The sequence below is a fragment of the Amycolatopsis sp. NPDC102522 genome, assembly GCF_055584485.1.
The window spans coordinates 518,980-532,941 of record NZ_JBVJLY010000001.1 but is presented as its reverse complement, the minus strand read 5'-3'; the positions used below and the strand labels follow the sequence as shown (position 1 = coordinate 532,941).

The 13,962-nt window shown below is 67.4% G+C and carries 16 protein-coding genes; 7 read left to right on the top strand and 9 right to left on the bottom strand.

Annotation, left to right across the window (positions count from 1 at the left end; genetic code table 11):
• The 6 genes from ACZ6YV_RS02270 to ACZ6YV_RS02245 form a co-directional block, all read right to left on the bottom strand.
• Window positions 1-842 (bottom strand): hypothetical protein (locus ACZ6YV_RS02270; protein ID WP_465507928.1); only part of this gene is annotated, 842 nt, incomplete at its 3' end.
• Window positions 839-1,963, bottom strand: a complete 1,125-nt coding sequence (locus ACZ6YV_RS02265; RefSeq protein WP_465507927.1) for a pentapeptide repeat-containing protein — start codon at window positions 1,961-1,963, stop codon at window positions 839-841. The genes ACZ6YV_RS02270 and ACZ6YV_RS02265, both read right to left, overlap by 4 nt.
• 4 nt (window positions 1,964-1,967) lie before the next feature.
• Window positions 1,968-2,819 (bottom strand): flagellar basal body-associated FliL family protein, encoded by an 852-nt coding sequence (locus ACZ6YV_RS02260; protein WP_378242356.1) that lies wholly within the window; start codon window positions 2,817-2,819, stop codon window positions 1,968-1,970.
• A gap of 175 nt (window positions 2,820-2,994) precedes the next feature.
• Window positions 2,995-3,840 carry a lysozyme gene (locus ACZ6YV_RS02255; protein ID WP_465507926.1) on the bottom strand — a complete coding sequence of 282 codons (846 nt, stop codon included), beginning with the start codon at window positions 3,838-3,840 and terminating at the stop codon, window positions 2,995-2,997.
• Window positions 3,841-4,031: 191 nt separating this feature from the next.
• The gene (locus tag ACZ6YV_RS02250) at window positions 4,032-4,847 is read right to left on the bottom strand and encodes a lysozyme (RefSeq protein ID WP_465507925.1); all 816 of its coding nucleotides are present in this window, start codon (window positions 4,845-4,847) and stop codon (window positions 4,032-4,034) included.
• A gap of 104 nt (window positions 4,848-4,951) precedes the next feature.
• Complete coding sequence (locus tag ACZ6YV_RS02245) at window positions 4,952-5,578, bottom strand: type VII secretion system-associated protein (RefSeq protein ID WP_465508508.1); 627 nt, start codon at window positions 5,576-5,578, stop codon at window positions 4,952-4,954.
• A gap of 53 nt (window positions 5,579-5,631) precedes the next feature.
• Between ACZ6YV_RS02245 and ACZ6YV_RS02240 the strand changes: the two genes are divergently transcribed.
• Window positions 5,632-6,012 (top strand): sterol carrier family protein, encoded by a 381-nt coding sequence (locus ACZ6YV_RS02240; RefSeq protein WP_465507924.1) that lies wholly within the window; start codon window positions 5,632-5,634, stop codon window positions 6,010-6,012.
• Between the two features lie 93 nt (window positions 6,013-6,105).
• Here ACZ6YV_RS02240 and ACZ6YV_RS02235 read toward each other — a convergent pair whose 3' ends face one another.
• Window positions 6,106-6,903 (bottom strand): SAM-dependent methyltransferase, encoded by a 798-nt coding sequence (locus ACZ6YV_RS02235; protein WP_465507923.1) that lies wholly within the window; start codon window positions 6,901-6,903, stop codon window positions 6,106-6,108.
• Window positions 6,904-7,106: 203 nt separating this feature from the next.
• On the opposite strand from ACZ6YV_RS02235, the gene ACZ6YV_RS02230 reads away from it, so the two are divergent.
• From ACZ6YV_RS02230 to arfB, 6 genes are all read left to right on the top strand, one after another.
• The gene (locus ACZ6YV_RS02230) at window positions 7,107-7,985 is read left to right on the top strand and encodes a helix-turn-helix domain-containing protein (RefSeq protein WP_465507922.1); all 879 of its coding nucleotides are present in this window, start codon (window positions 7,107-7,109) and stop codon (window positions 7,983-7,985) included.
• Window positions 7,986-8,277: 292 nt separating this feature from the next.
• Window positions 8,278-8,517, top strand: coding sequence for a DUF397 domain-containing protein (locus ACZ6YV_RS02225; RefSeq protein WP_184897131.1), 240 nt, complete (start codon window positions 8,278-8,280; stop codon window positions 8,515-8,517).
• A complete protein-coding gene (locus tag ACZ6YV_RS02220) occupies window positions 8,501-8,902 on the top strand; it encodes a hypothetical protein (RefSeq protein WP_465508507.1) in 402 nt (133 codons plus the stop codon). The genes ACZ6YV_RS02225 and ACZ6YV_RS02220 overlap by 17 nt, the downstream gene beginning before the upstream one ends.
• A 275-nt stretch (window positions 8,903-9,177) precedes the next feature.
• A complete protein-coding gene (purF, locus tag ACZ6YV_RS02215) occupies window positions 9,178-10,716 on the top strand; it encodes an amidophosphoribosyltransferase (RefSeq protein ID WP_378242367.1) in 1,539 nt (512 codons plus the stop codon).
• Between the two features lie 30 nt (window positions 10,717-10,746).
• Window positions 10,747-11,817 (top strand): phosphoribosylformylglycinamidine cyclo-ligase, encoded by a 1,071-nt coding sequence (gene purM, locus ACZ6YV_RS02210; protein ID WP_465507921.1) that lies wholly within the window; start codon window positions 10,747-10,749, stop codon window positions 11,815-11,817.
• Between the two features lie 90 nt (window positions 11,818-11,907).
• Window positions 11,908-12,339, top strand: a complete 432-nt coding sequence (arfB, locus tag ACZ6YV_RS02205) for an alternative ribosome rescue aminoacyl-tRNA hydrolase ArfB (protein WP_465507920.1) — start codon at window positions 11,908-11,910, stop codon at window positions 12,337-12,339.
• Here arfB and ACZ6YV_RS02200 read toward each other — a convergent pair.
• A complete protein-coding gene (locus tag ACZ6YV_RS02200) occupies window positions 12,328-13,086 on the bottom strand; it encodes a GNAT family N-acetyltransferase (protein ID WP_465507919.1) in 759 nt (252 codons plus the stop codon). The two genes, arfB and ACZ6YV_RS02200, sit on opposite strands and share 12 nt — an antisense overlap.
• A 177-nt stretch (window positions 13,087-13,263) precedes the next feature.
• Window positions 13,264-13,914: a VanZ family protein gene (locus tag ACZ6YV_RS02195; RefSeq protein WP_465507918.1), complete on the bottom strand. Its 651-nt coding sequence runs from the start codon at window positions 13,912-13,914 to the stop codon at window positions 13,264-13,266.
• Window positions 13,915-13,962 lie beyond the last annotated feature (48 nt).

Here is a 13,962-nt window from a genome sequence, read left to right as displayed (position 1 = left end):
AATGCCGAACCCGGCGGAAACTTCGCACCCGACAGCGACGGCGGCTCCGCGAAGGTAGCCGTGCTGAAGTCGACAGCGGTCTCGACGACCGTGTTGTCCAGCGACACCTTCCGCTCGAAACTCGCCCGCGTGAGTACGAACTCGCCGTGGATCGTCACGTTCTCCAGCAGGAACTTCCCGGAGAGCTGGGCGTCGGTGAGGTCGAGATACGTCAGCACCTCGCAGCGATCCGCGCCGAACCAGCCGACCCGCCTGCCGAGCAGCCCCAGCTTGTCGAGCCGGGCGTCGCTCAAGTTGAGCGAAAGCGTCGGCCCGGTGGTCCCGGCGATGGGCAGGATGTCGCGGATCAGCCGTTCGGCCGCACGCCGGACCAGCCGTTCGCGTTCCGCGGCCGCCTTGTCTTCCGGGTCCCACTCGTCTTTCTTACCTGCCGCCAGGTCGAACTTCGGATGGTCGAACGGCCGCCGCAGGTAGGCGCACAACACGTCCAGCACCGTCTGCCGGTACTCCGGCCGCGTCCTGGCCAGTCCCGCGAGCGAATGCATCGCCCCGACCCGGACCTGGTCGGCGTCGTTGCCCAGCAGTTCGATCGACTTGGCGAAACGCTCGTCGGAGATCCGGCTGCGCTCGATCTCGTGCCGGTCCTCTTCAGTACGCCGCCGCCGGTCGTTGAGCCAGAGCCCGTAGAGCGCGGCGATCGCCCCGCCCGCCAGAGCGCCGGTCTTGAGCGCGTCGCCGCGGCTCGTCGCGCGATCCATGAGCAGCCAGGCGGTGACCCCGACGAGCACCGCGACCGAGGACAGCAACGTCCACAGCAGCGGCGACCTGAGCAGTCGTCTCATCGGTCCTTCAGCACGAGCCGGGCCCGCCCGTCGGGCAGGGTCTCGACGGACCAGCCCGCCGGGAGTTCGTGATCCCTCGACGGTTCGACCATCGTGTTGTACAGCGACACCGTGCCGGGCGGCTCACCGAAACCCAGATCCGCGAAGCTCTCGAACCGCGCGCGATGCAGATCCAGCGTCTTCCCGAACTTCGCGCCGGCGAACACGGCGTTCTTCGCGAAGACGCTGTCCTTGAAGGAAGTCTCGCCCGTGAACACCGTGCCGCGGAACTCGGCGTCCTCGGAGAACCGCACCCCGCTGAACCACGCACGCTGCTCGAACCTGGCTTCGTCGCACCGGAAGAAGCCGATCCGTTTCGTCTGCTCTGTTCCCGCGCCGGTCAGGTACACCGGTCCGCGGAACACGCAGCCGGACAGGTTGGTGCTGCTGTAAAGACCGGCGTACCGGAGCAGCAGCTTGCCCACCTTCCGCTCCGAAAGGTCGAAGTATTCGAGCACCGCCCCGGTCAGGTCGAGGTCGTACGCAGGCGTGTCCTCGGAGTCGGCCGCGGGGAGCAGGTCCCCGATGAGCCGCTGCGCGGTCTGCCGCACCTGGAGTTCCTGGTCCTGCTCCGGGGCCGCCTTCACCGACGTGTCGCCTCGGGGCGGCTTCGCGGTTTCGTCGTACCGCGGATGCTCGAACGGCCGCCGCAGGTACGAGCACAGGATGTCCAGCACGGTCTGTGTGTAGATCGCCCGCCCCCTGGCCAGCCCGGCCAGCGCGTGCAGGGCCCCCACCCGCACCTGGTCGGCGTCGTGCCCGAGCAGTTCGACGGCCTTCGCGAACCGTTCGTCCGAGATCCGGTCCCGGTCCTGGTCGGCCCGCCGCAGCTCGAGTTCCTGCCGCTGCCGCTCGACCTCCTGCCGCCGCTCCTCGACGCGGCGGCGCCTGTCGTTGAGCCACAACGCGTAGAGCGCGACGATGGCTCCCCCGGCGATGCCGCCGGTCTTCAACGCCTCGCTGCGGCTGGTCGCCGGATCGGTCAGCAACCAGCCGCCCACGGCGAGCAGCAGCCCGAGAGAGACGAAGAACGTCCAGAGCAACGGGGAGCGGAGCGTCGGGGACCGGAGCAACCGCTTCATTCGCTCAGAATACGAAGAAGTTGCGGACGCAGAAGGACTTGTCCGGGTTGTCGTCCGAGGAGATCCCCGACCCGCTCACCTTCTTGCCCTTGACCGTGCCCTCGATGTCACCGGTGATGAACCCGTCGCCGATGCCGGCGGTCGAGGTGACCTCCAGCTGCGACGGAGCCGGGGCCATGATGTCGATCGAGTCGCCCATGGTCGCCTTCATGTCCGCGCAGACCAGCGACAGCGCGCCCGCCTTGTCGCCGGCACTCACTTTCGCCATGAAGTCCTTGAGGTTCTGGACGCCCTTCGGGTTGCCTTCGGACCCGGTGCCACCGCTTTCGGTGCTCTTCGGGCTGCTCTTGGGCGCGCTCGACTTCGGGCTGCTCTTCGGCGCGGAGGTCGGCGCCTTCTCGGACGACGACGCGGGCGGCGGCGCGGCCGTGTTGTTGCCCTCGTCCTTGCTGAGCAGGAAGCCCGGCGCGAGGAAACCGGTGACACCGAAGGCGATCAGCACGACCAGGCCGATCACGATCCCGATGATCAGTCCGGTCTTGCTCTTCTGCGGCGGCGCGGGCGGGCCGCCGTAACCCTGCGGGTAGCCCGGGTTGTTCGGGTCCCAGCCCTGCTGCTGCGCGTTCGGATCCCAGCCCTGCTGGGGCTGCTGCGGGTATTGCTGGGTCTGGTCCCAGCCCTGCTGCGGCTGCTGCTGGTACTGCTGGGTCTGATCCCAGCCCTGCTGCTGTCCGTACTGCTGAGGCTGACCGTACTGCTGGGTCTGGTCCCAGCCACCCTGCTGCGGTTGTCCGCCGGGCTGCTGTCCCTGAGGGTCCTGGCCGTAGGGCTGGCCTGGCTGGGGTGGGTAGGTCATCGGTCTCGCCTTCCGTACTGGGGCCTGAGGCTTCTGATCAGACGACCGGCGGTCAGCGCTGGTTCCGGATCCGCCCGTGCCAGGGGTTTCAGGGGCATTCTGCTCGGAAGGTACCCGGCGCGCGAAAGCGGCTCCCGGCCGAGGCCGGGAGCCGCTTCTTCACGAAATGCGCAGCTCAGCCGTTGGCCAGCGCCTGCAGACGGTCGTAAGCGCCGTTGAAGGTGTTCTGGTCGAGCGGGCTCGAGGTGTACTGCCACACGGTGTAGAAGCTCCAGCCGTGCGGCAGCGCACCCGCGGAGGACGCGTAGCGCGCGATCCACAGCGGGACCGTTCCACCGAAGTTCTGCGACGTGCCGACGCAGGTGCTCCACCAGTTCGTCGAGGTGTAGATGACGGGCCAGCGGCCGGTGCGTGCCTGGTAGCGGTCGTGGAACGCCCGGATCCAGGCCCCCATGGCCGACTGGCTCAGGCCGTAGCAGGTGGCGCCGTACGGGTTGTACTCCATGTCCAGCGCGCCCGGCAGCGTCTTGCCGTCCTTGGACCAGCCGCCGCCGTTGTTGACGAAGAAGTCCGCCTGCGCCGCGCCGCCGGAGACGTTGGGCAGGGCGAAGTGGTACGCGCCGCGGATGAAGCCCTGGCCGTAGGAGCCGTTGTACTGCTGGGCGAAGTACGGGTTCTTGTAGCTCGTGCCTTCGGTGGCCTTCGTCCACACGAAGCGCTTGCCCTGTCCCCACCAGTTCGCCCAGTCGACGTTGCCCTGGTAGCTGGCGACGTCCATGCCCGCGACGGTCGCGAGCACCCCGGCCTCAGGCTGCGGCCGGGCCGCCTTCTCCTTGGACTCCGGGGTGGAGTTTTCGCCTTCCACGCGCTGGATCTGCGATCCGATCGTGTGGTTGTTCTGCTGGAGATCCTGTTCGATCGACATGATCCCGGGGGACGGGGCGGCCGACGCCTGGACCGTGCTGCTGAGCAGGAGCAGCGCGGAGCCGGCGGCGATGGCGATTCTTCGGGAAGTGCGCATACGACAATCCCTTCACGGATAACCCTCGCTGAGGACGGCTAACTTGCAGGTGGTAGCCGTCCGGGCACGATTGTTGACGACGAGTGCCGGGTTTGTCACTAACTTCCGTGAAATTGGTACTACGCGTGGGTGATTTTCATTTCCATCTGGACGGTGTTGTGTGATCTTGTAACGCCCACTCGGGCGAGGCGTCAGCCGATCGACAACGCGCGCACACGATCCTGCGTGCCGTTGAACCAGTTCTGGTCGCCGGGCAGGCTGCCCTTGTTCGAGAACTGCCAGATGGTCTGGGTCTTCCAGCTGGCGGGCAGCTCCCCGATCTCCGTGTTGTAGCGCGCGATCCACAGCGGGTTCTGCCAGAACGCGTTGCTGTTGCCGGTGCAGCGCTTCCACCAGCTCGTCGACGTGTAGATCGCCGGATGCCGCCCGGTCCGCCACAGATAGGTCTCGGCGAACGACCCCATCCACGCGACCATCTGCGCGGGCGTCTTGCCGTAACAGGTTTCGCCGTACGGGTTGTACTCGACGTCGAGCGCGCCCGGCAGCGTCTTGCCGTCCTGGGACCAGCCGCCGCCGTGGTCGACGAAGTAGTGCGCCTGCGCGGCACCGTCCGAGATGTCGGGGCGGGCGAAGTGGTACGCGCCGCGGATCATGCCGACGTCGTAGGAACCGTTGTACTGCTGGGGAAACCGGGGATTGACGAAACCGGTGCCCTCGGTCGCCTTGACGTAGACGAACTTCGCGCCGGTCCTGGCCGCGGCGGGCCAGTCGACGTCGCCCTGATGACCGCTGACGTCGTGGCCGAGCGTCTGCGCTTCGCCGCCGTACAGCGGCCCCACCGACACACCGACGCCTTCGTTCAGCGCGATCTGCGAACCGGCGTAGTGCTCCTCGGCCCCGTCGTATCGGGGCCCGCTTTCCCGTGCGACGGCGGGGGTCTGCGCGAGCAGCAAGACCCCCGCCGCGAGGACGGCCCCCCAGCCTTTCGAACACACTCTGCGACTCATCACGTCGCCACGATCCCTCGGGAAAAGAGAATCAGCGACTCGAACATCACCCGAAAGAGTTGCTTTTACCCTGAACAAATTGGGCCGAGTGGGTTAATCGAGCCCTAACGACGCTCGTCCGAAAGGGCTTTGTCGAGGTGCTCCGAGGGGATGATCGCGGTGAGCCGATCGTGGGGATTGAGTGTCACGGGGTGCCCGGCGAGCAGCGGGACCATGTCCCGGCCCAGCACCGCGCGGGCGTGCGGCCATTCGCGCGGGACCAGCGTCTTCGCCGTGTACGCCGGCACCAGCACCTGGCCGTCGACGTTGTGGAAGCCGATCACCGTGCGCTGGACCGGGGAAAGGGCGTAGACGAACAGCGTCGAGTCGAGGAAGACCCGCGGCAGGTCGGCGGCCGGGCGGTGGTTCGTGCGCACCAGCTGCAGCAACTGCTCGAGCTCGTTGCGCGGCTCCGGGAAACCCAGCGCCTTGGGCGAGGGGCGGTAGCGGTCGTTGGGGTGGAAGTCCTCGACGATCTCGCCCGCGCCGTTCACCGGGTACGCGCCGACGACCGCCCAGGACGGCACCGGGCCGTCGGGGTCGAAGGCCTCGTCGATGACATAAAGCCAGCTGTTCGGGTTGGCCTTGGCGTTGGCGCGCATCTCTTCGGTGATCTTCGGCTTGCCCTGTTTCCGCTTGCCCGCCGGGCTCGACGCCAGCCGATCCGCCTCGTCCCGCTGCGCCATCGTCATCCCCACGTTCCGGGTGCCTGAAGGTTTGTTCGCGCTCACTCTACTGTTCTCCCATGGCCTCTTCGCGTTCGGTCGACCCCGCTGAGTTACGTGCCGCGATCACGGCGATTTCCCCCTGGTTGAGCGGATCCGGTCCGGATCCGGCCAGGCCCGAGCTGGCCGCGGCGGTCCGGCTGAGCCTGCGGACGCTGGCGTCGGACGCCCCGGGGAAGAGTGTCGAAGTGCGGGTGCCGCCGTTCGCGGCTGTGCAGTGTGTCGAAGGATTGAGTCATACGCGCGGGACGCCGCCGAACGTCGTCGAGACGGATCCGCGCACGTGGCTGGAACTGGCGACCGGGCTGCTCGGCTGGGCCGACGCCGTCGAGTCGGGGCGGGTCACCGCCTCCGGAAGCAGGGCCGACCTGGCCCACTGGCTGCCGTTGGTCCGCCTCTGAACCCGGGCTCACGCCTGCGATGAAAGGCCCGTTCATCGCAAAATTTGCGATGAACGGGCCTTTCATCGCAGGCCCGAGGGCCCGCGAAAGGTACTACTTCTTCCGGCCGATGCCGCCGGAGATGGTCCGCTGAGCGGTGTTCAGCTCCTTGATCCGCGGCCCGTCCGGCCACCAGTCGGCGCACAGCTTGACGCCGGGCTCGACCATCTCGAGGTCGTGGAACAGCTCCTCGATCTCGGCCTTGGTGCGGAAGGTGCCCGAGCCCATCGGGCTGTGGATGAAGAAGTCCTCCATCTTGCGGGCGACCTCGGACAACTCGTCCTGCGGGTCGGAGAAGTGCGAGATCGCCACGTACGAACCCGAGGGCAGCGCGTCGAGGTACTTCCTCATGATCTTGGCGGGCTGATCGTGCGGCCCGTTGTGGTGGTGCAGGGTCCCGAGCTGCAGCAACGCGACCGGCTGCGTGAAGTCGATGTGCCGGAGAACGTCCGGGTTCTCCAGGATCCGCTCAGGTTCGAAGATGTCGTCCGAGACGAAGTGCGTGTTCTCGTTCTCCTCGAGCAGCGCGCGCCCGTGGGCGAGCACGACCGGGTCGTTGTCGACGTAGACGACCTTGATCTCGGGGTTGATCCGCTGCACGACCTGGTGCGTGTTCTCGGCCGTCGGCAGGCCGGATCCGAGGTCGAGGAACTGGGTGATGCCCGTCTGGCTGGCGAGGAACCGGCACGCGCGGATCAGGAAACCGCGGTTTTCGGTCGCCAGGTCCTGAGCCTCCGGAGCGGCCTGCTGGACCTTGCGCAGCACCTCCCGGTCGATCTCGTAGTTGTCCTTGCCGAGCAGGAAGGCGTCGTACACCCGGGCGATGCTGGCCCGGGTCGGGTCGACACCCACTGGCACTCGTTCCGTCCGCGTCGGGGCGTCGGGCATCTTGAACCTCACAAAACTGTGTCGGAAGTCTCGGGCTCTACGTAGAGTAGAACCACGTACGCGGCGGGTAAACCGAGCCATCCCTGTCGTGTCGAGGCCCAAACGTGTACTTTCAGTAATCGGCTTGTTCCCCTGGCGAGTGTTGACGTACGAAAGGTCCCCGGTCGATGAACGCGGTCACCCCGTCCGGCGGTGAGCAGTCTCTGGGTCCCACCGCGCGGCGGATGATCCTGGGCTCTCAGCTTCGGCGGATGCGTGAGGACGCGGGGATCACGCGCCAGGAAGCCGGCTACAGCATCCGGGGTTCCGAGTCGAAGATCAGCCGCCTCGAACTGGGCCGCGTCGGTTTCAAGGAACGTGACGTCGCCGATCTGCTGACCATGTACGGGATGACCGATCCCGGTGAGCGGCAACAGTTCCTCGACATGGTCAAGGAATCGAACGAGCCGGGTTGGTGGCGCCGCTACGGCGACCTGATGCCGAGCTGGTTCAACGACCTCGTCGGGCTCGAAGAGGCCGCGGCCCGGATCCAGGTCTGGGAGCCGCTGTACGTCACGGGCCTGCTGCAGACCGAGGACTACGCGCGGGCGATCATGAGCCACGGCCGCAAGGACATGGTCAACGAGCAGATCGACCGCCGGGTCGCGCTGCGGATGCGGCGGCAGAAGATGCTGTCCCGGCCGGACGCGCCGCGGTTGTGGCTGGTACTCGACGAGTCGGTGCTCCACCGGCCGATCGGCGACCGCGACGTGCTGAAGGGCCAGATCGACTATCTGCTGGAGATGATCCAGCAGCCGAACATCTCGGTCCAGATCCTCCCGTTCGACCGGAGCGGCTACTCCGCCGACAGCGCGTTCTCGCTGCTCAGGTTCGCGGAAGAGGAATTGCCGAACATCGCCTACACCGAGTACCTGACCGGCGCGCACTACATCGACAAGCGCGACGAGATCGAGCGGTACAGCCGGGCGCTGGACATGCTCGCGGTCGACGCGGAGACGCCGGACCGCAGCCGCCAGATGCTGATGAAGCGCCGCGCCGAAGTCTGAGCCACTCACCGTTTCACCGTTGTGGGGTTCCCCGCCGTCCCGGTTACTCCCGGGGTTTTCTTGCGTGGACCCGAAAATGCGGCCACGAGCGGTAGTTGTTCACCCGATGGTGGCTGTGCCCCTCACGCTTTAGTGGTACTACAGATGGCTTAAGTCATCACTGCACGCGAATTATGCAGAAACTTCTGCACGTGCATTTACCGCTGCAGTCACACGTGCTAACTTTGGGATCACAGGCAAATGCACATGCAGATGCATCGCCCGAAGTTTTCTGTCGGGGAAGGTGGGGACCATGGCTGAACAGTTCGACAACGGCATCCCGGCCGATCGTCTTACCGGTGCGCGCTGGCGCAAAGCGAGCTACAGCAACGCGATCGGCAACTGCGTCGAGGTGGCACCGCTCGCGTCAGGTGAGATCGCGATGCGCAACTCGCGCTTCCCGACAGGGCCGGCCTTGATCTACACCCAGGCCGAGATGGCCGCGTTCCTCGCGGGTGCCAAGGATGGCGAATTCGATGACGTTCTCGGGTGACACCATCACCGCGGAAATCACCGACATCGAAAGCGGTCTGCAGGAGCTGATCAACCGCGGGTACCAGTTCGTGCACCCGTGCGACGCGAACGGCGAGGTCATCGCCGTGGTCGGCGTGCGAGTCCACGACAACGTGGTCGACGTGGTCCGGCTCAACGCCGAGGACGACGTGATCGCGACCCGCATGCCCGGTACCGAGGAAGACATCCTCGAGCCCGAGGTCTGGCTGTGGCGGTTCGCCGGCGACGCGGCGACAGTGCTCACGGCACTGCTCGCGCTCCCGGACGAGCGGATACCCGGCTCCCTGGTCCTCCCGGAAACCGCGTCCAAGGGCTGCTGGGTCCCCGGCCGTGGCGGCACGTCCAGGTGGCTCGCCGCCAGCTGATCTGTTTTTCCCCGGGGGTGCGTCCCCGGGAGTTCTGCCTCGGTTTCGTTGCCGAGAGTTTCGTTCCGGCACCCCAATGCACAGTCGACCGCCTCTGTCGAGGGGGAGCGGTCGGCTGGTCGGGGGTCGTGAGTGGCGGGTCTTGACACCCGCCCGTCACTCACGGTCATTGAACGAAGCGTGTCCAGTGCCACTTCGAGTGGCGCGTTGATCTCCGGCTCACCGTTTACACTGGTGGCGGCCTGCCCTCTTTCTTTCTCCCTGGGAGCACCTCGGTGGTTTCCGACCCGTCCCTCGCCGGACAGCCCGTGACCGACCAGCCCGATCCGGAACCCCGCGAGGAATGCGGTGTCTTCGGTGTCTGGGCGCCCGGAGAAGAGGTCGCGAAGCTGACCTACTACGGGCTCTACGCACTTCAGCACCGTGGACAGGAAGCGGCCGGCATCTCGGTCTCCGACGGTTCGCAGATCGTCGTCTTCAAGGATCTCGGCCTGGTCAGCCAGGTGTTCGACGAGCAGGTCCTGCAGTCTCTGCAGGGACATATCGCCGTCGGGCACTGCCGCTACTCGACCACCGGCGCGACAGTCTGGGAGAACGCGCAGCCGATCTTCCGCACCACAGCCACCGGCAGCGGCCTGTCCTTCGCGCACAACGGCAACCTCGTCAACACCGCCGAGCTGCGCGATCGCACTGTCGAAGCCGGCCTCAAGCCGCACGCGGGACTGACAGGTTCTTCCAGCGACTCCGACCTGGTGTGCGGGCTGCTCGCGGCCAACGCCGCGGACAAGGGCATCGAGGCCGCCGCGCTGGAACTGCTGCCCACCCTCAAGGGCGCGTTCTGCCTGGTCTTCGCCGACGAGTCCACCCTCTACGCCGCGCGCGACCCGCACGGGGTGCACCCGCTGGTGCTCGGCAGGCTCGAACGCGGCTGGGTGGTCGCGAGCGAGACGGCCGCGCTGGACATCTGCGGCGCGTCGTTCGTCCGCGAGGTCGAGCCCGGGGAGCTCATCGCGATCAACGCGGAGGGCCTCCGCTCCTCGCGGTTCGCGAACCCCGAGCCCAAGGGCTGTGTCTTCGAGTACGTCTACCTCGCGCGCCCCGACACCTCGATCGCCGGCCGCAGCGTGCACGCCACCCGCGTCGAGATCGGCCGCAAACTCGCCGTCGAACACCCGGCCGACGCCGACCTGGTCATGCCGGTGCCCGAATCCGGCACCCCGGCCGCCATCGGTTACGCGCAGGGTTCCGGCATCCCCTACGGCACCGGCCTGGTGAAGAACGCCTACGTCGGCCGCACCTTCATCCAGCCGTCGCAGACCATCCGCCAGCTGGGCATCCGGCTGAAGCTGAACCCGCTGCGCGACGTCATCCGCGGCAAGCGGCTCGTCGTGGTCGACGACTCCATCGTCCGCGGCAACACCCAGCGCGCGCTGGTCCGCATGCTGCGGGAGGCGGGCGCGCTGGAAGTACACGTCCGGATCGCCTCGCCGCCCGTCCGCTGGCCGTGTTTCTACGGGATCGACTTCGCCTCCCGCGCCGAACTGGTGGCCAACGGCGTCGACCTCGACGGCATCCGCCGCTCCATCGGCGCGGACACCTTGGGCTACATCTCCCTGGACGGCCTGGTCGCGGCCTCGGAGCAGCCGAAGTCGCGCCTGTGCACCGCTTGCTTCTCCGGCGAGTACCCGATCGCGCTCCCCGAGGACGCACTGATCGGGAAGCACCTGCTGGAGAGCCTGGACTCGGTCAATGGCGCGGCGAAGCCCGTCAGCCCTGCCGGGTACGGTGCTGAAGACGCCATCCGGCGTCCCTAGTCCTTTCTTCCAGAGTTGGAGTCCGCTTCCGTGAGCGAGTCCACGAGCGCCACGTACGCCGCCGCCGGGGTCAGCATCGACGCCGGTGACAAAGCCGTTGAGCTGCTCAAACCGCACGCCGAGAGGGCCACCAGGCCCGAGGTGATGGGCGGGGTCGGCGGTTTCGCCGGACTGTTCTCCCTGAAGCTGGACAAGTGGAAAGAGCCGGTGCTGGCCTCGTCGACAGACGGGGTCGGCACCAAGATCGCCGTCGCCCAGGCGCTCGACAAGCACGACACCGTCGGCATCGACCTGGTCGCGATGGTCGTCGACGACCTGGTCGTCACCGGTGCCGAGCCGCTGTTCATGCAGGACTACATCGCCGTCGGCAAGGTTGTGCCGGAGAAGATCGCGGCACTGGTCGGCGGCATCGCCGAAGGCTGTGTCCAGGCGGGCTGCGCGCTGCTCGGCGGCGAGACCGCGGAGCACCCCGGCCTGATGGGCGAGCACGACTACGACCTCTCGGGCACCGGCATCGGCGTCGTCGAAGCGTCGAAGGTGCTCGGCCCGGAGCGGGTCCGCCCCGGCGACGTCGTCCTCGCGCTCGGTTCGTCCGGCCTGCACTCCAACGGTTACTCGCTCGCCCGGCACGTGCTGCTGGACATCGCGCGCATGCCGCTCGACGGGCACGTCGAGGAGTTCGGCCGTTCGCTGGGCGAAGAGATGCTGGAGCCGACCAGGATCTACGCGAAGGACTGCCTCGCGCTGGTCGCCGAAGCCGACGTCCGCACGTTCGCGCACGTCACCGGTGGTGGGCTGGAACAGAACCTCGCCCGCGTCATGCCGCGCGGTCTGGTCGCGAAGCTCGAACGCGGCACCTGGACCCCGGCGCCGGTGTTCGCGCTGGTCGGCCACCGCGGCAAGGTCGAGCGCGCCGAACTGGAAAAGACGTTCAACATGGGCGTCGGCATGGTCGCGATCGTCGGCCCCGACGACGTCGACAGGGCACTGGCGATGCTGACCGCGCGGCACGTGCCGGCGTGGATCCTCGGCGACGTGCAGCCCGCGGAGAACCCGGACGGCCCGCGCGCCGTGCTCTCCGGTGACCACCCCCGCTTCTAGCCGTACATCACAGTCGTCCGGCCGAAGGCGAACATGACACGTTCGCCTTCGGCTCGATAACGGCTTGGGCCCGGGTGTCACACTGGTTCAGTGGCTGATGACGTGGTGATCGGCACCCGGTTCGTGATCCCGGGTGCCGAATTGAGCGAACGGTTCTCCCGGTCGTCGGGTCCGGGTGGGCAGGGCGTGAACACCACGGACTCGCGGGTCGAACTGTCCTTCGACGTGGCAGGTTCGGCGTCCGTCCCGGAACACCTCCGGGCCCGGATGCTGGACAGGCTTTCGTCGCGGCTGGTCGAAGGTGTCGTCACGATCGCGGCGTCCGAACACCGCTCCCAGCTGATGAACCGCGAAGCCGCGCGGGCCCGGCTGGTGATGTTGCTGCTGGACGCGTCGGCGCCCCCGGCCGCCAAGCGGCGTCCCACCAAACCTTCACGAGGTTCGAAGGAACGCCGCCTGGCCTCGAAGAAGCGCCGCGGCGACGTCAAGAAGTCACGCCGCGGCGGTTATTCAGACGACTGACAGGTGCACGCACTCGGCCACGGTCTTGAAACCGACCCGGCCGTAGACGCGCTCCGCCTGCCCGGCGCCCGGCGTCAAGAACACCGAGTCGCCGCCGCGGGCATGAGCTTCCCGCGTGAGGTACTCGGTCATCGCCGCGGCGATCCCGCGGCTCCGGTACTCCTCGAGGACCCCGATCCCCGCGATCTCGCTCGCGCCGTCGAGGATCGCGGTCGCGACCCCGCCGCCGACGACCTCGCCGCTTTCGGCGACGGCCATCACCGAAATGGTCTCGCCGCTCAGCTGGGCGGGAGACGGCTCGACGTGCTCACCAGGGTCGGGTTCGCCGAACGCCACGTTCTGCGCCCGGATCATCAGCCGGAGTTCGGCGGGTGTGACGGGCGTTTTCAGGACCGTCCCGGCGGGAACCGGCTGCTCGACGACCTGCCCCGGCGGGCAGACCATCAACGGAATCCGCCGTTCCAAGGTGTAGCCGCCTTCGGCGAGCACTGCCTCGGCACCGGGAACGGCCTCGGACAGGAACTCCAGTCGCGGCGTGAGCCCGCGGGCGCGGAACGCCTCGGTCAGCTTCGCGACGTCCTGCGCGGTGGGTGTTCCGCCGTTGTCCGGGATCGCGTAGTTGAGGAACATGTGGTCGTTCCCGGTCGTGTAAGTCGCCAGGAACGGCCCGATCCGCTCGGTTTCGCGGAACTTCGCCGCGGTGGTGCGGATGTAGGACTGGAGAGCATGAATGGTCTCGGAATGCACTGGTGGAAAGCCTTTCGGGCAAGAAAAAGAGACGCACGGAGAACCCGCGTGCGTGGTGAAGCTGGCTTGGGCGCCGGCTAGCTCGTGCCGACGCCGCTGAAGGCGTCAGGCATGAGGCATCCCTCATTCTCTGTAGGCAAGGCTTTCGCGCTCACTTTCGCACGACGGTCAAGTGATTTACCTGCGCCGCGGATGCGCGATGCTCGAATGCCGCTCGTCCCACACCGACCGGGGGACCCGCATCCGCACGGGGGCGTCGCACACCCGCCGGACCTGCGCCGGGATCTTCACCGGCGGCCGGACGTCCAGGCGGCGCCACAGTCGTTTGCTCAGCGCGGCGCCCGCCACCGCGCCCAGGGTGTTCAGCAGGATGTCGTCGGTGGAGGTCACCCGGCCCGCTTGTATCAGATATTGCGTACCTTCCACCAGCACCGAGACGGCCAGCGCGGCCAGCGCGATCCGGCCCAGTGACCGCAGCCGGCGCGACCGCAACGGGAGCAGGGCGCCGAGCGGGCTCAACATGAGGACGTTGCCCAGTACTTGCCAGAGATTGGCGCCGTCGCTCAACGCGAGGCGCAGGTCGGTGCCCGGTTCGAGATTCAGACTGCTGCCCTGTGCGCCGGTCACCGGCATCGTGACCAGGCACAACACCAGAAAACAGGCCAAGGCGAGTGTCATGTCCACAGCGGCTGTCGCCGACGCGGTGAAGCGGTCGGCTTGTCTTCGTCGTCGATGCGCCGCGAGCAGCGGCCACCCGAGCAAAGCGTAGGGAATCGCGGTGATCGTCAACGGGATCATCGCGCCGAAAGCGCGGAGCAACTCTCCCATGACCCTTCCTTTCCGGAGCGCCCAAGATCACCTTCGCATCACAAGATC